General features: G+C 72.9%; 16 protein-coding genes. 3 read left to right on the top strand and 13 right to left on the bottom strand.

The genetic code is table 11. From position 1 onward, the window contains the following. Window positions 1-58: 58 nt before the first annotated feature. The 9 genes from TNCT6_RS19705 to TNCT6_RS19665 all read right to left on the bottom strand — a co-directional run bounded on the left by TNCT6_RS19705 (window position 59) and on the right by TNCT6_RS19665 (window position 8958). On the bottom strand, window positions 59-838 hold the full coding sequence (locus TNCT6_RS19705) for an HAD-IIA family hydrolase (RefSeq protein WP_141360614.1): 780 nt from the start codon (window positions 836-838) through the stop codon (window positions 59-61). A gap of 76 nt (window positions 839-914) precedes the next feature. Further along, window positions 915-1967: a 2-aminoethylphosphonate ABC transporter substrate-binding protein gene (locus TNCT6_RS19700; protein WP_141360613.1), complete on the bottom strand. Its 1053-nt coding sequence runs from the start codon at window positions 1965-1967 to the stop codon at window positions 915-917. Window positions 1968-2109: 142 nt separating this feature from the next. Then, window positions 2110-2907 (bottom strand): ABC transporter permease, encoded by a 798-nt coding sequence (locus tag TNCT6_RS19695; RefSeq protein WP_141360612.1) that lies wholly within the window; start codon window positions 2905-2907, stop codon window positions 2110-2112. After that, the gene (locus TNCT6_RS19690; protein WP_141360611.1) at window positions 2894-3712 is read right to left on the bottom strand and encodes a 2-aminoethylphosphonate ABC transporter permease subunit; all 819 of its coding nucleotides are present in this window, start codon (window positions 3710-3712) and stop codon (window positions 2894-2896) included. Before TNCT6_RS19690 ends, TNCT6_RS19695 begins: the two co-directional genes overlap by 14 nt. Next, the gene (locus tag TNCT6_RS19685; protein ID WP_141360610.1) at window positions 3705-4862 is read right to left on the bottom strand and encodes an ABC transporter ATP-binding protein; all 1158 of its coding nucleotides are present in this window, start codon (window positions 4860-4862) and stop codon (window positions 3705-3707) included. The genes TNCT6_RS19690 and TNCT6_RS19685 overlap by 8 nt, the downstream gene beginning before the upstream one ends. After that, complete coding sequence (locus TNCT6_RS19680; RefSeq protein WP_141360609.1) at window positions 4862-5563, bottom strand: phosphonatase-like hydrolase; 702 nt, start codon at window positions 5561-5563, stop codon at window positions 4862-4864. Before TNCT6_RS19680 ends, TNCT6_RS19685 begins: the two co-directional genes overlap by 1 nt. A 7-nt stretch (window positions 5564-5570) precedes the next feature. Further along, window positions 5571-6695, bottom strand: a complete 1125-nt coding sequence (locus TNCT6_RS19675) for a TIGR03364 family FAD-dependent oxidoreductase (protein WP_141360608.1) — start codon at window positions 6693-6695, stop codon at window positions 5571-5573. 155 nt (window positions 6696-6850) lie between these two features. Beyond that, entirely contained in the window at window positions 6851-7606 is a 756-nt protein-coding gene (locus tag TNCT6_RS19670) for a GntR family transcriptional regulator (RefSeq protein ID WP_141360607.1), read from the bottom strand. A gap of 185 nt (window positions 7607-7791) precedes the next feature. Next, complete coding sequence (locus TNCT6_RS19665; protein WP_172632957.1) at window positions 7792-8958, bottom strand: ROK family transcriptional regulator; 1167 nt, start codon at window positions 8956-8958, stop codon at window positions 7792-7794. Between the two features lie 56 nt (window positions 8959-9014). Between TNCT6_RS19665 and TNCT6_RS19660 the strand changes: the two genes are divergently transcribed. After that, entirely contained in the window at window positions 9015-10085 is a 1071-nt protein-coding gene (locus TNCT6_RS19660) for a Gfo/Idh/MocA family oxidoreductase (protein ID WP_141360606.1), read from the top strand. Then, window positions 10082-10576 (top strand): heme-degrading domain-containing protein, encoded by a 495-nt coding sequence (locus tag TNCT6_RS19655; protein ID WP_141360605.1) that lies wholly within the window; start codon window positions 10082-10084, stop codon window positions 10574-10576. Before TNCT6_RS19660 ends, TNCT6_RS19655 begins: the two co-directional genes overlap by 4 nt. A gap of 44 nt (window positions 10577-10620) precedes the next feature. Here the strand turns inward: TNCT6_RS19655 and TNCT6_RS19650 are convergent, their stop codons facing one another. Continuing rightward, on the bottom strand, window positions 10621-11055 hold the full coding sequence (locus TNCT6_RS19650; RefSeq protein ID WP_141360604.1) for a hypothetical protein: 435 nt from the start codon (window positions 11053-11055) through the stop codon (window positions 10621-10623). A 168-nt stretch (window positions 11056-11223) separates the two neighbouring features. Between TNCT6_RS19650 and TNCT6_RS19645 the strand changes: the two genes are divergently transcribed. Beyond that, window positions 11224-12126 (top strand): LLM class F420-dependent oxidoreductase, encoded by a 903-nt coding sequence (locus TNCT6_RS19645; RefSeq protein ID WP_141360603.1) that lies wholly within the window; start codon window positions 11224-11226, stop codon window positions 12124-12126. Between the two features lie 159 nt (window positions 12127-12285). On the opposite strand, the gene TNCT6_RS19640 is transcribed toward TNCT6_RS19645, so the two are convergent. The 3 genes from TNCT6_RS19640 to TNCT6_RS19630 all read right to left on the bottom strand — a co-directional run bounded on the left by TNCT6_RS19640 (window position 12286) and on the right by TNCT6_RS19630 (window position 14466). After that, window positions 12286-13158 carry a fumarylacetoacetate hydrolase family protein gene (locus tag TNCT6_RS19640; protein ID WP_141360602.1) on the bottom strand — a complete coding sequence of 291 codons (873 nt, stop codon included), beginning with the start codon at window positions 13156-13158 and terminating at the stop codon, window positions 12286-12288. Window positions 13159-13326: 168 nt separating this feature from the next. Then, window positions 13327-14022, bottom strand: coding sequence for a YidC/Oxa1 family membrane protein insertase (locus TNCT6_RS19635; protein ID WP_141360601.1), 696 nt, complete (start codon window positions 14020-14022; stop codon window positions 13327-13329). Window positions 14023-14127: 105 nt separating this feature from the next. Continuing rightward, a complete protein-coding gene (locus tag TNCT6_RS19630) occupies window positions 14128-14466 on the bottom strand; it encodes a DUF6412 domain-containing protein (RefSeq protein ID WP_141360600.1) in 339 nt (112 codons plus the stop codon). Window positions 14467-14575 lie beyond the last annotated feature (109 nt).

Raw genomic sequence — 14575 nt, 5'->3', positions numbered from 1 at the left:
GCTGCGAAACCGCGCTGCTCCGAATGGGTGAGAAGGGTGGGCGGGCGGGACGGGGTTCTCAGATCCGCTCGACGAGGTCCGCGATCGAGTCCACGACGTGGGACGGCCGGAACGGGTAGCGGTCGATGTCCTTCGCCTGCGTGACACCGGTGAGGACCAGGAACGTCCGCATCCCGGCCTCCAGGCCCGCGAGCACGTCGGTGTCCATGCGGTCGCCGATCATGGCGGAGGTCTCCGAGTGGGCCCCGATCGCGTTCAGCCCGGCGCGCATCATCAGCGGGTTGGGCTTGCCGATGAAGTACGGCTTGCGGCCGGTCGCCGCAGTGATCAGGGCGGCGACCGAGCCGGTCGCGGGCAGGGCGCCCTCGGCGGACGGGCCCACGTTGTCCGGGTTGGTGGCGATGAACCGGGCGCCGTCGTTGATCAGCCGCACGGCCTTCGTCATGGCCTCGAACGAGTACGTCCGGGTCTCCCCCAGGATCACGAAGTCGGGGTCGTGGTCGGTCAGGACGTAGCCGATGTCGTGCAGCGCGGTGGTCAGGCCGGCCTCGCCGATGACGTAGGCGCTGCCGCCGGGCCGCTGGTCGTCGAGGAACTGGGCGGTGGCCAGGGCGGACGTCCAGATGTTCTCCATCGGCACGTCCAGGCCCATGCGCTGCAGGCGGGCGTGCAGGTCGCGCTGGGTGTAGATGGAGTTGTTGGTCAGCACGAGGAACGGCAGGCCGGACTCACGCAGCTTCTTCAGGAAGGCGTCGGCACCGGGGATCGGAACACCCTCGTGGATCAGGACACCGTCCATGTCGGTGAGCCACGACTCGATGGGCTTGCGGTCTGCCATGTGCTTCGGCCTCCTGCCGTACGCGCGCTTGCGTGAGTCCAGCCTAGCCAGTGGCCGGATCTTGCCGGAGGCCGGTTCAGCTTCCGGTGGCCTGCTTCCAGGCCTCGACGTACGTCGTGAGGTTCTTGTCGATGTCGTTCCAGTCCGGCGTGAACACCTCCACGCCCTCCATCAGCTTCTTCAGGTCCATCGCGTTGGCGTCGTCGGCCTTGACGTCCTGGCGGACGCTGAAGCCGCCGCCGATCTCGCTGACCTGCTGCTGCGCCTGCCGGCCGAGCATGAAGTCCAGGAGCTTCCTGCCATTGGCGTCGTGCGGGGCGTGGCTGACCAGTCCGGCGGCGTACGGCAGGGCGAAGGTGGTCGGCTTCCCGCCCTGCCGGGCCGGGAACCAGATGCCGAGGTGGGGCATGGTCCTGGACTGGGCGAAGTTCATCTGGACGTCGCCGTTGGCGGCGAGCAGTTCACCCTTGTCGACCTTGGGCGCGAGCTTGCCGGTGGAAGCGGACGGTCCGACGTTGTTGGCCTGGAGCTTCTTCAGGTACGCGAGCGCGGCGTCCTTGCCGCCGAAGTCGTGCATGGCCTTGACGAGCACGGCGGTGCCGTCGCCGGCGACACCCGGCGTGGAGTACTGGAGCTTGTTCTTGTACTGGCCGTCGAGGAGCTGCTCCCAGGTGGTGGGGGCCTGCTTCAGCTCCTTCTTGTTGTAAATGAAGCCGAAGTAGTTGTTGACCACGGAGGTCCAGGTGCCGTCGGTGGCCTTGTCCTCGGTGCCGACCTGGTCGGCGCCCTGCGGCGCGTACGTCTGGAGCAGGCCCTTGCTGTCCGCCTGCTGGATGAACGGCGGCAGGGTGACCAGCACGTCGGCCTGCGGGTTGCCCTTCTCGCGGACGGCCCGCTGGACCATCTCGCCGGAGCCGCCCTCGACGTACTTGACCTTGATGCCGGTCTCCTTCTCGAAGTCCTTGAAGACGCGGTCGTACCAGCCGTCTCCGTTCTCGCCCTTGAGACCGTCGGCGCTGTAGACGGTGACGACCTTGGCGTCGGCGGCGGAGGAGTTGCCGCCGCAGGCGGTGAGCGGGGCGGCGAGAAGACAGACGGCGGTGGCGATCTTGAGCGTGTTCTTGCGCATGGCGAGGTGAACTCCTTGCTGGGTGGGACGAGCCCGGGAGGGTGGGAGGGAGAGTTCGGGGGGCGGAAGGGGAGGTTCGGGGAGCGGTCGGGAGGACGGCCGGGGAGCGGGAGGACGGCAGGGGAGCGGCCGGGCCCCCGGCCTAGCGGTGGGCGGCTCTGGTGCGGATCCGGGAGACGGCGAGCAGGACCAGCAGGGTCGCCGCCATGAGGACGACGGCGAGGGCGGAGCCGGCGAACAGGGAGCCGCGGTCGGTGGCCGCGTAGATCAGGACGGGCAGCGGAGTCCAGTCCGGCGGGTAGAGCATCATCGTGGCGCTCAACTCCCCCATGGACAGGGCGAAGCAGAGGCCGGCCGCGGCGGTGAGCGAGGGCAGCAGCAGCGGCAGCCGCACCCGCCACAGGACCCGGGCGGGCCCGGCGCCGAGGGAGGCGGCGGCCTGTTCGTAGGCCGGGTCGAGGCGGCGCAGGGCGGCGGAGACCGACTGGTACGCGAAGGCCGTGACCAGCACGGTGTGCGCGATGACGACGACCCACCGGGTGCCGTTGAGCAGCACCGGCGGCTGGGAGAACGCGACCAGGACCGCCAGGCCCACCACCACGGAGGGGACGGCGACGGGCAGTACGAACAGGGCGTCCAGCACGGCGCGGTGGCGCCGCCCGAGTCCGGCGGCCGCGAGCGCTGCCCAGGTGCCGACGGTGAGCGCGAGCAGGCTCGCGGCCAGGGCGGTGAGCAGGCTGGTGATGAGCGCCTGCGACGCCTCGCCGTGAGCGGCCGCCGCGTAGTGGGCCGTGGTGAGGCCGGAGGGCAGCACGCTCGACCAGTTCGTGGCGAAGGAGGCCGCCAGGATCACCAGCAGCGGCAGCGCGAACAGGGGCAGGAAGAGGACGAGGAACAGGGCGGCGGCGGCCCACCTGCCCTTGCGGCTATGCACCAGCACGGCGGCTCACCACCCGGTAGAGGCCGTAGAGGCCCACGGAGATCAGGACGTTGACGACGGCGACCACGCACGCGCCCGGGTAGTCGGACTCCAGGATGGCCTTGCTGTAGACGAGCATGGGCAGGGTCGTGACTCCTTTCGCCCCGGTGAACAGCACGATCCCGAACTCGTTGAGGCACAGCACCAGGACGAGGCTGCCGCCGGCCGCCAGCGCGGGCAGTGCCTCGGGCAGGATCACGCTGCGGACGATCCGGGGCGCGCGGGCCCCGAGCGAACTGGCCGCCTCCAGCTGCGCGGTGTCCAGCTGGGAGAAGGCGGCGAGCAGCGGCCGCATCACGAACGGGGTGAAGTACGTGATCTCGGCCAGCAGCACGCCCCACGGCGTGGTCAGGAACTGGAAGGGTCCGTTCGCCGCCCCGGTGACGTCCTGCCAGAGCCCGTTGGCCATGCCGACCGTGCCGTAGACGAAGAGCAGGGCGAGGGTGATCAGGAAGGAGGGGAAGGACAGGAAGACGTCGACGAACCGGGCGACCGCCTTCGCGCCGGGGAACGGCACGAAGGCGATGACGAGGGCGAGCAGGAAGCCGAGCACGAGGCACCCGGCGGTGGCGGCGAGCGCCAGCCACACGGTGGTCCACAGGGCCTCGCCGAACGCGGCGGAGGCGAAGACGTCGGTGTACGGCTGGAGGGAGGTGCCGCCGGTGTCCGGCTGGACGGACTGCCGCAGGACGAGGGCGAGGGGGTAGAGGAAGACGAGGGCGAGCACGGCGACGGGCGGCGCCGCCCACAGCAGGCGCCTAGTCATGCCGGACACCGTTCACGGCGGCCGCCGGGGGCTGGGCCCGATCCTGGCCCGGTGCGTTCGCGGCGGGCGCCTGATTCCTACGGGCACCACCCATGGCGCGCGCCTGGTCGTGCGAGGGTCCGGGCGGCAGCAGCACCGCGTCCTCGGGGGCGAAGTGCACGGTCACCCGGTCGCCGAGGAGCGGCGGTTCCCTCAGTTCGGCGAGGTCCGCCATGACGCGGTGGCCGGCGACGTCGACGTGGAGCCGGTGCGTGGCTCCGCGCCACTGGACCTCGCAGACGGTTCCGGTCAGCGCGTTGGGCCCGTCGCCGAGCCCCACCAGGTGCGGCCGTACGCAGAGGGTGGCCTGGGAGCCGCGCGCCGCACCCGCCGCCGCCACGGCCACCTCGTGCCCGGCGAAGAGCACTCCGCGCTCCCCCACCGTCACCGGCAGCAGGTTGGCGCTGCCGACGAAGGACGCCGTGAACTCGTTCGCCGGCGCCCGGTACAGCTCCCGCGGTGTGCCGCAGGCCTTCAACCGCGCCCGGTCCATGACCGCGATCCGGTCGGCCAGGGTCAGGGCCTCGTTCTGGTCGTGGGTGACGTAGAGGATCGACACCTCGGGCAACTCCCGGTGCAGTCGGGCCAGTTCGGCCAGCATTCCGGAGCGCAGCCGGGCGTCCAGCGCGGACAGCGGCTCATCGAGCAGCAGGACGCCGGGCCGGATGGCGAGCGCCCGTGCGATGGCGACGCGCTGCTGCTGGCCCCCGGACAGCTCCCGGGGGTGGCGGCGCGCATAGTCCGCCATGCCGACCATCTCCAGCGCCTCGCGGACCCGGTCGCGGACCTCGGCGCGGGCGAGCCTGCGCGCCCGGAGGCCGAAGGCCACGTTGTCCTCGACCCGCAGGTGCGGGAAGAGGGCGTAGCTCTGGACGACCATCCCGATGCCCCGCCGGTGCGGCGGCAGGTCCGTCACATCGCGTCCGCCGAGGTACACCCGCCCGGAGGCGGGCCGCACGAACCCGGCGACCGCCCGCAGCGCGGTGGTCTTGCCGGATCCGGACGGCCCGAGCAGCGCCATGACCTCGCCGGGCTCGACGGTGAGGTCGAGGGCGTCCAGGACGACCGTGCCGTCGTAGGCGACGGTGACGGAGTCGAATCGGATGCCCATCAGCCGGCTTCCCTGAGTACGGCGGGCAGGTCGGCCACGGAGCCGAGGACATGAGTGGCGCCGGCGTCGTGGAGGTCCTGCGCGCCGTGCGCCCCGGTGAGCACTCCGGCGACGACGCCCGCCCCGGCGCGTACGCCGCTGAGCATGTCGTAGGTGGTGTCGCCGGCGACGGCCACCCGGCGTACGCCGTCGGCCGCCTTGGTGCGGAGGAAGGCCTCCAGCACCATGTCGGGGTAGGGCCGCCCGCGCCCGCCGGCGTCGGCCGGGCAGAGGGTGAGCGGCACGAGGTCGCGCCAGCCGAGGGCGTCGAGGATCGCGTCCTGGGTGACGCGTGCGAAGCCGGTGGTCAGCACGACCGTGCGGCCGTCGGCCCGCAGTTCCTCGATGGCCTCGCGGGCGCCGGGGACCGGGGCGACGAGGCCGCCGTCGACGAGGCCGCCGTACGCCTTCTCGAAGGCGGCGTTGGCCCGCTGGGCCAGGTCCTCGGCGCCGAACAGGTACCGGAAGACGGAGATCTTGGACTCGCCCATGGTGGCGCGGACGTAGGCGAGCTTGTCGTCGTGGTCGGCCGAGCCGGGCTCGACGCCCAGCTCGGCGGCGGCCGTGGCGAAGGCGCGCTCGACCAGGCCGCCGTCGGCGACGGTCGTGCCGGCCATGTCCAGTACGACGAGTCGGATGTCGGTGGTCGTCGTCTCGTTCATCGGTTCCTCACCAGCCCAGTTCGTTCGCGGTGTGCTCGGCGATCGCGGGTGCGCAGGTCATGCCGCGCCCGCCGGGCCCGGTGACCAGCCACACCCCGTCGCGGACCTGCTGCCGGTGCACGACCCGGCCGGGGTCGGTGCACTGCGCGTACACACCGGCCCAGCGGCGCCGGACCTTCGGCAGCGGTCGGCCGAGGAGGGACTCGACGACACGGGTGAGGTGGTCGTACGGGTCCTCGACGGTGTCGAAGGCGAAGGGGTGCTCGTACTCGTGGGTGTCGCCGATGGTCAGTCCGCCGTCGGCGCGCTGCACCATGAGCAGCTGCATCCGGTGGGTGGCGGCGATCTCGGCCTGCGGCCGGCTCGCGTTGAGCTCGTCCAGGGCCTCGGACGCGTAGGCCGGGTAGTACCGGAAGCTGTCCGCGTCCGCGACCGAGGTCGGCAGCGGCTCACCGAGCGGGTCGGTCTGCATCATCTGCAGCCGGACGCGGCGGACCGGCAGGCCGGGGCCGGCGAGTTCCCGTACGAGTCCGCCGAGCCAGGCTCCCGTGCACAGCACCACCACGTCACCGGTGTGGACGTCGCCGTGGTCGTCGCGGACGGCGCCCTCACCGACGACCTCCCGGACCTCGCGCCCGGGCAGGAAGGTGTAGTTCGGGTGCTTGAGCAGTTCGGCGCGCAGGGCCAGCTGGGCGGTGCGCGGCTCGACGGCCGCGTCGCGCTCGCAGTACAGGGCCGCGTCGAACTCCCCGCGCAGGGCGGGGTTGAGGGTGCGGGCCTCGGCCGGGGTCAGGAGCTTTCGACCGCGGACGGCGGCGTCCGGGCGGGCCACGGCGGCCTCGGCGACGGCGCGTTCGAGGTCGCCGCGCACGGGGGTCAGGGAGCCGTTGGCGCGGAAGCCCAGCGCGGGCACGCGGCCGCCGATCTCCTCCCACAGCTCCCGGGCACGCAGGGCGGTGTCGAGTTCCTCGCCGACCGCGCGGCCGCTGACCCATATCTGCCCGAAGTTGCGCAGCGAGGCGCCACGGGCCTCGGCCTCTCGCTCGATCTGTACGACCTCGTGGCCGCGTTCCACTGCTTGCCAGGCGTGCATGGTGCCCACCACGCCGGCTCCTACGACTGTCACTCTCACGACGGCCACGTTCCTCCCGCACAGGTAACCGGAGGGGTCGTGCTGACGACGGGAGCCTGAACGAGCCGTCAAGACTGGGCTAGACCCGTTATCTCTTCGTAATAAAAGGGCGCCTGCTGGGCACACTTCTCGTCATCCGCGGGTGGGTGGTGTCCTCAGCCGCGCAGATGCGTGGTGAAGGAGAACCGGTCCCCTCGGTACAGGCTCCGCACCCGCTCCAGCGGGCGCCCTTCCGTGTCCCGTGAGACGCGGTGGATCAGCAGCATGGGCACCGCGGGCGGGGTGCCGATGAGCAGGGCCTCACGCGGGGTGGCGAGCACCGTCTCGATGCGCTCGTCGGCGTCGCCGAAGGCGATGCCCAGCCCTTGGAGGTAGGCGTAGAAGGAGGAGTCGGGGTCGAATCCGGTGTCCAGGTGCGGCACCCGGGCCACCGCCACATAGGTGCTCTCCAGGCCGACCCGCTCGTCGTCCGCGAGGAGCACGCGCTCCAGGTGCCAGACGGGTTCGCCGCGGGTGAGTCCCGTCTCGACGGCGAGGGGGTCCGGACAGGGGAAGCGGTCCAGGGTGACGAGCGAGCGTCCAGGGGTGCGGCCCTGCCGCCGTACGCCTTCGGTGTAGCTGACCAGGGACAGCGGCTGCTCCAGCTTGGGGCCCGCGACGACCGTGCCGCGACCCCGGCGCCGCAGCTTGCCCTCCAGGATGAGCTCGCGCAGCGCCTGCCGCACGGTCTCGCGGGCGACCCCGTACTCCTCGGACAGATCGCGCTCGGTCGGGATCGGCCGGCCCTCCCCCAGTTCGCCGACGAGGTCGTCGATCCTCGCCTTCACCGCGTAGTACTTGGGGATCCGGCCGTGCTCCGGGACACCGGAGCGCACCGGGGCACCGGGAGCCTGGTCGTTGGGGTAGTCCACGCGGAGATCGTCGCAGATCCACCCGCCGGCCTCGGCGGCACCTCCGCCTCGGCCCCGGCACGCCACCGAGGACGGGCAGCGCGGCGGGGTGACCGCCCCGGCACCGGACTCGAACGGTTTCGCACGTCCCTTCGATGGGCCCCGGCGGCACGCGCGGACCCGGAAAGGGCGACGCCGGGCACTCGTCAGGCGTCCCCCCGCCCGAACATCGGCGCGAGCAGCAGTTGTGCCGCGCCCTCCGCGACCCCCCGCTCGCCTCCCGGCGCGATCCGGACCGGCACCATGTCGTCCGGCGCCCCCTCCCGCCGGGCCCGCGCCGCGAGCACCTCGGCCACGCCCGCCACGAACACCTCGGGCGCCGCCGCGACCGTACGACCGCCGAGCAGCACCAGTTCGATGTCCAGCAGGCCCACGAGGTTCGCGGCCCCGGCCCCCAGCACCCGTGCCGCCTCCGCGATCTCCCCCCGCTCCACGGCCGCCAGACACAGTGTCTCGACACACCCGCGGTCCCCGCACCCGCACAGCGGACCGTCCAGCTGGATCACCTGGTGCCCGAACTCCCCCGCCCCGGTCCGCGCCCCCCGGTGCACGCTCCCCCCGATCACCAGCCCGGCCCCGAGCCCGGTACCGAGGTGCAGGTACGCGAACGAACGGCCCTCACCCGCGACCGCGAGCCCCAGCGCCGCCGCGTTCGTGTCCTTGTCGACCACCACCGGCACTCCGAGCCGCCGCGCGAGCGCGTCCCGCAACGGAAACCCGTCCCACTCCGGAAACCCGGTCACCCGGTGCAACACCCCACACCGGTGATCAAGCGGCCCGGGCAAGGCCACCCCGACCCCGACGAGGGACCCGGCATCGGCAAGCCCGGGACGGACCCCGAGCACGTCCCCCACCAGCCCCTCCACCTCGTGGGCCACCGTCGCCACGACGGATTCCGCGCCCGCGCCGAGGTCCAGCGGGCGGCGGCGTTCGCCGGTCACCGTGCCGTTCAGGTCGACGACGACCACCCGGAGTTCGTCCCGGTCGACGTGGACTCCCACCGCGTGCCCCGCCTCCGGCACCAGTCGCAGCACTGTGCGGGGTTTGCCCCCCGTGGACGCCCGCCGTCCCGCCTCCGCCGCGAGACCCTGCTGCCGCAGTCGCGCCGTGATCTTGCTGACCGCCTGCGGGGTCAGCCCGGTCCGCTCGGCGAGTTCCAGCCGGCTGATCCCCTCCGCGCCCGCCCCGCGCAGCAGGTCGAGCACCAGCGCGGTGTTGTGGCTGCGCAGGGCCAGCAGGTTCGCCCCCGCCGTCCCCCTGCCCGTCACTCCCGAGACCGTCACCGCGTCCGCTCCGCCCTTCCCACTGTTCACCCCGCCATTCTCCCCCGCGCTTGCACTTCGGCAACAGCGTTGCGAAAGTAGAGGGCATGACTGGCACCCCCCTCCGCGTCGGCCTCGTCGGCTACGGCCTCGCCGGCTCCGTCTTCCACGCCCCGCTGATCGCCACGACAGAGGGCCTGACCCTGGACACGGTCGTCACCTCGAACCCGCGGCGGCAGGAACAGGCCCGCGCGGAGTTCCCGGACGTCCGTCTCGCCTCCGGCCCCGACGAGCTGTTCGCCCGCGCCGGCGAGCTCGACCTGGTCGTCCTCGCCTCCCCGAACAAGACGCACGTCCCGCTCGCCACGGCCGCCCTGAAGGCGGGCCTGCCGGTGGTCGTGGACAAGCCGATCGCCGGGACGGCGGCCGAGGCCCGTGACCTCGCCGCCCTGGCCGACGAGCGCGGACTGCTCCTGTCCGTCTTCCAGAACCGCCGCTGGGACAACGACTTCCTCACCCTGCGCCGGATGATCGCCGAGGGCGAGCTGGGCGACGTATGGCGCTTCGAGTCCCGTTTCGAGCGCTGGCGTCCGCAGCCGAAGGGCGGCTGGCGCGAGTCCGGCGACCCCGCGGAGATCGGAGGTCTGCTCTACGACCTCGGCAGCCACGTGGTCGACCAGGCCCTGGTGCTGTTCGGCCCGGCCACCCAGGTGTACGCCGAGGCGGTGGTGCGCCGCACGGGCGCCGAGGCGGACGACGACACCTTCATCGCGCTCACCCACGCCAACGGCGTCCGCTCCCACCTCTACGTCTCCGCGACGGCCGCCCAACTCGGCCCCCGCTTCCGGGTGCTGGGCTCCCGGGCGGGCTACGTGAAGTACGGCCTGGACCCGCAGGAGGCCGCCCTGCGGGAAGGCACCCGCCCGGGCACCGAGGGCTGGGGCGCCGAGAACGACACTCTGTGGGGCCGCGTCGGTTCCGGAGAGTCCCCGCTGACCGGCGGCGGCCGCCCCGTACCGACCCTGCCCGGCGACTACCCGGCGTACTACGCGGCCGTGGCCGCCGCCCTCCGCGACGGCGCCCCGAACCCGGTGACCGCCCGGGAGGCCGCCGACGCCCTCGACGTCCTGGAGGCGGCCCGCCGCTCGGCCCGCGACGGCGTGGCGGTGCGGCTGTGACGAACGACGTGCGCCCGGCCCCCGAGACCACCCCGGGCATCGAGGAACTGGAGGCGCAGGAACGCCGTCTGGTCCTCCCCCGCTTCACGTACGACGACGCCTGGGCGCTGGGCTCGCTGCTGGTGGAACTGGCACGGGAGCGCCGGGCCCCGGTCGCCGTCGACATCCACCGCGCGGGCCAGCAGCTCTTCCACGCGGCCCTGCCCGGCTCGACCCCCGACAACGACGCCTGGATCGCCCGCAAACGCCGCGTGGTGGAGCGCTACGGCTGCGCCTCCTACCTGGTCGGCGCCCGCTTCCGCGCCAAGGACACGACCTTCGAGGCCTCCTCCCGCCTGGACCCGGACCTGTACGCGGCCCACGGCGGCTCGTTCCCGCTCCACGTCGAGGGCGCGGGCGTGATCGGCACGGTGACGGTCTCCGGCCTGCCGCAGCTCGATGACCACCGGATGGTGGTGGAGGCACTGGAGCGGTTCCTGGGCGAGGGGTGAGGGACCGCGAGGATCACCGACGGCCCACCCACCCGGTCACGGGTTCAGAGGCGCCAGAGCAGCGCGATCAGGCTGACGATCGCCAGCAGGCTCATCGGGACCAGGAAGGGTGAGACACCGGGCCGCCGGGAGACCGAACGGGACAGTGCGGCGATGGTCCTGGCGTTCGCCAGGGCCGCCACCGTCCAGAACACCGTCCAGAGCGGTTCGAAGAGCCAGGCCGGGGAGTCGGCGAAGAAGTTGTGGCCCAGCAACCAGTAGAAGCCGTCGTTCAGCCACACCACGGCGGCCACCAGGAGCGTCCAGGGCATGCAGAGGATGACAGTCAGGAACCGGGCCGTCGAGTCGGTGTCCACCAGGCCCAGGCCCTCGGCCGACGCCAGGATTCCCAGAACGGCGACAAAGCCGAGGTATGCGCCGGTCGTCCGGTCGCTGGTCGCGTCCTCCACGACACGGCGGATTCTCAGGGTCGCGGTCACGTACGGTCCTCCGCTCCGGGCGATCCCCCTGCCGGAGACCGTCACGCACGATCAAGGTTAGTGCGCTCGGGGGAAGCCGGGAATCGGCCCGGGACGCCCTTCGGCCAGGGCCTGCCGGACGCGTGACGATCAAGGCACAGCAACCCCCGTCCGGAGGGATCGGAACCGATGAGCGACACCACAGCCCCCGCGCGCCCCTTGCCGGAGACCATCGGCCGGTACGGCATCTGGAGCATCGGACTCCGCTCGGAGAACGCGGCCCGGCGCGCCGAACTCGCCGAAGCTGCCGCCGAGTTGGAGGAACTCGGCTACGGAGCCGTCTGGCTGGGCGGCAACAGCACCGCCCGCAACGCCGCCCCGCTGATCGAGGCGACCGGGCGGATCGTCGTCGCCACCAGCATCCAGAGCGTCTGGCAGCAGGACGCCGCCGGGACCGCGGCGGAGTTCACCGCGCTGGAGGCCGCCCACCCCGGCCGCTTCGTGCTCGGCCTCGGTGTGAGCCACGGCCCGCGCGTGCAGCAGTACCGGAAGCCGTACTCGACGATGGTCGGCTACCTGGACCGGCTCGACGAGCTCGACCGGTCCGGCGCGGGCGGCGTGCCCGCCGGGCGCCGGGTTCTGGCCGCCCTCGGCCCCAGGATGCTCCGGCTCTCCCGGGACCGGGCGGCCGGCGCGATCCCGTACCTGGTCACGCCGGACCACACCGCGCAGGCCCGCGAGATCCTGGGCGGGACGACGCTGCTGGCACCGGAGTTCAAGGTCGTCCTGGAGACCGACCCGGCCCGCGCCCGCGCCGTGGCCCGCGGGTACCTCGCCCCCTATCTGGAACTGCCGAACTACACCGACAACTTCCTGCGCCTCGGCTTCACCGACTCCGACGTCACCGGCGGCGGCAGCGACCGTCTGATCGACGCGGTGTTCGCCTGGGGCGAGGAGTCCCGGATCCGCGAGCGGATCGAGGCGTTCCACACGGCGGGCGCCGACCACGTGGCACTCCAGGTGGTCGCCGACGGCCCGCGCGACGCCCTGCCGCGGGAGGAGTGGCGCAAGCTGGCCTCCCTACTGGCGTGAGCGGACCGGGCCACGGGGCGCGGGGCTGTGCCGATGGTGCCGACATGCGGCTCCGCCACGCGGGCACGGCGAGCCACGACGGCGCCGCGGGCCCGGAACCGCCCGCGGCTTCCCGGCCCCGCCGGCGGGCGCGGTCTCCCGGCCCCGCCGGCGGAGCGCCTACGCGTCCTTGAGTTCCTGCCGCTGCCGGCCCAGCCCCTCGATCTCCAGCTCGACCACGTCCCCGGCCCGCAGGTACGGCTTCGGCTCGGGCTGACCCAGGGCCACCCCGGCCGGCGTACCGGTGTTGATGACGTCACCGGGGTACAGGGTCATGAACTGGCTGACGTAGCGCACGACTTCGGCGACGGGGAAGATCTGGTCGGCGGTCGTCCCGTTCTGCTTCAGCTCGCCGTTGACCCACAGGCGCAGCGGCAGCGCCTGCGGGTCGGGGACCTCGTCGGCGGTGACCAGCCAGGGCCCGAACGGGTTGAACGTCTCGCAGTTCTTGCCCTTGTCCCAGGTCCCGCCGCGCTCGATCTGGAACTCCCGCTCGGAGACGTCGTGCGCCACCGCGTACCCGGCGACGTGCGCGAGCGCCTCCTCGTGGGACTCCAGGCAGCGGGCCGTGCGGCCGATGACGACCGCCAGCTCCACCTCCCAGTCGGTCTTGGCGGCGCCGCGCGGCACGAGCACGGTGTCGTTCGGCCCGACGACGGTGTCCGGCGCCTTGAGGAAGATCACCGGCTCGGCGGGCGGCTCGGCGCCGGTCTCACGGGCGTGGTCGTGGTAGTTCAGCCCGATGCACACGATCTTGCCGATCCGCGCGAGCGGCGGCCCGATCCGCGACGCGGCCGCGTCCGACCCGGCCCCTTCCAGCGCGGGCAGTTCCCCCGCGGCGGCGGCGTCCCGGATCCGGCCGAGTGCCGCGTCGTCGGCGAGCAGAGCGCCGTCGATGTCCGGGACGACGCCCGACAGGTCCCGCAGGACCCCGGTCGCGTCCAGCAGCGCGGGCCGCTCCGCACCCGCCGTACCGACTCGCAGCAGCTTCATGTGTCAACTCCCTCGATCGCGGGCGCCCGGCCGATGAGGGCGACCTGGGTGCGGCAGACGCAACCATCGGAGGACTGGTCGATCGTCCAAGGTCGACCTCCACTCCGCAAGAGCGCGTTCACGTACTGGACCGTAGGCCCGCCCGGCAGGACGGCCGCTCCCGCGCGCTCACCGGTACAGCAGGACCCGCTCGGCCGCGCTCCACGCCGTGCTGGTCACCACGTACAGCGCGGCGGCCAGCGGCACCACCGCCACGGTGACCAGGGTGAAGAAGGACATGTACGGCACGGCCTTGCCGACCGCGCCCGCGGCGCCGCCGCTCAGGCCTGCCATATCGGTCGTGTCCAGGGACTTCCTCGCCCGGAGGAAGTTGAACGCGGCGATGACGGCCACCACCGCGAACAGCCCCAGATACACCGCCCCGGCCGCCCCGAACACACCGTCCCCGGCCAGGGCGTCGGCCCACCGCCCGTCGAGCGGCGCGGCCAGCAGCCGGTGGCCGAGCAGTCCGTCGCCGTCCGCGGCCGGTGTCGAGAACAGGTGGTACAGCAGGAAGAAGGCGGGCATCTGCAGCAGGCTGGGCAGGCAGCCCGACAGCGGCGACACCTTCTCCTCGGCGTGCAGCTCCAGCACGGCTTTCTGCAGCTTCTCGGGGTCCTTCCGGTACTTCCTCCGCAGCTCGCCGATCCGCGGCTGCAACGCGGACCGCGCCTTCTGCCCGCGCGCGGCGGCCCGGGACAGGGGGTGGAGGAGGAGTCGTACGAGCGCGGTGAACAGGACGATCGCGGCGGCGGCCGCGGAGGCGTGGAACAGCGGCTGGAGCAGGTCGGCGAGCCGCTCGACCAGGCCGGCGAAAACGGACATGGGTGAGCCCTCCTGGGGTCTCGTCGTGCCAGGCGTACGGAAATGGCGTACGGGGATGACGGCATGACGACCCGCGCGGGGTCACGAGGTGAGGTGTGTGGTGCCCTACGCGGTGGTCGCCGGAAGGGCGCGCCCGGGTGCCCGGGGCCGCGGCCGGCCCGCGGCGTCGGGATCGCGCTGCGGCAGGAAGGCCGTACGGCGGTCCCGGTCCCGGATGGCCGTACGCACCCGGGTGGGCGGCACGGCGGGCGCGCAGCGGGAGGCGAGCACCGCGCAGACGACGAGCGCGGAACCGGCCGCGGCGGTCGCGGCGAGCGCGACGGCCACGGTTCCGGGCAGACCGCCGGTGTCGAACAGGACGACCGGAAGCAGCAGGAGGGGCAGGAGGAGGGACAGGAGCAGCGGCACGGCGGCGGGGCGCGTGGCGACGCGACTGCGGATCACGTCGGCTCCCTCCCCGTGAGCGTGCGTTGCGGTGCGCTGGTGCCGGTTGCCGGTTATCGACGGGCGGCGTGCGGCATCCGGCTCACCATAGCGGCGTGCAGACCGTTAT

The sequence above is a fragment of the Streptomyces sp. 6-11-2 genome, assembly GCF_006540305.1.
Lineage (GTDB): Bacteria > Actinomycetota > Actinomycetes > Streptomycetales > Streptomycetaceae > Streptomyces.
This window is presented reverse-complemented; position numbering and strand designations above follow the sequence as displayed.

Excerpts from the sequence above, each read along its gene's own strand:
- TNCT6_RS19635 (WP_141360601.1), bottom strand. The coding sequence starts at position 14,022 with ATGTCCGTTTTCGCCGGCCTGGTCGAGCGGCTCGCCGACCTGCTCCAG.
- TNCT6_RS19680 (WP_141360609.1), bottom strand. The coding sequence starts at position 5,563 with ATGAACGAGACGACGACCACCGACATCCGACTCGTCGTACTGGACATG.
- TNCT6_RS19700 (WP_141360613.1), bottom strand. The coding sequence starts at position 1,967 with ATGCGCAAGAACACGCTCAAGATCGCCACCGCCGTCTGTCTTCTCGCC.
- TNCT6_RS19705 (WP_141360614.1), bottom strand. The coding sequence starts at position 838 with ATGGCAGACCGCAAGCCCATCGAGTCGTGGCTCACCGACATGGACGGT.
- TNCT6_RS19660 (WP_141360606.1), top strand. The coding sequence starts at position 9,015 with ATGACTGGCACCCCCCTCCGCGTCGGCCTCGTCGGCTACGGCCTCGCC.
- TNCT6_RS19685 (WP_141360610.1), bottom strand. The coding sequence starts at position 4,862 with ATGGGCATCCGATTCGACTCCGTCACCGTCGCCTACGACGGCACGGTC.
- TNCT6_RS19640 (WP_141360602.1), bottom strand. The coding sequence starts at position 13,158 with ATGAAGCTGCTGCGAGTCGGTACGGCGGGTGCGGAGCGGCCCGCGCTG.
- TNCT6_RS19645 (WP_141360603.1), top strand. The coding sequence starts at position 11,224 with ATGAGCGACACCACAGCCCCCGCGCGCCCCTTGCCGGAGACCATCGGC.
- TNCT6_RS19690 (WP_141360611.1), bottom strand. The coding sequence starts at position 3,712 with ATGACTAGGCGCCTGCTGTGGGCGGCGCCGCCCGTCGCCGTGCTCGCC.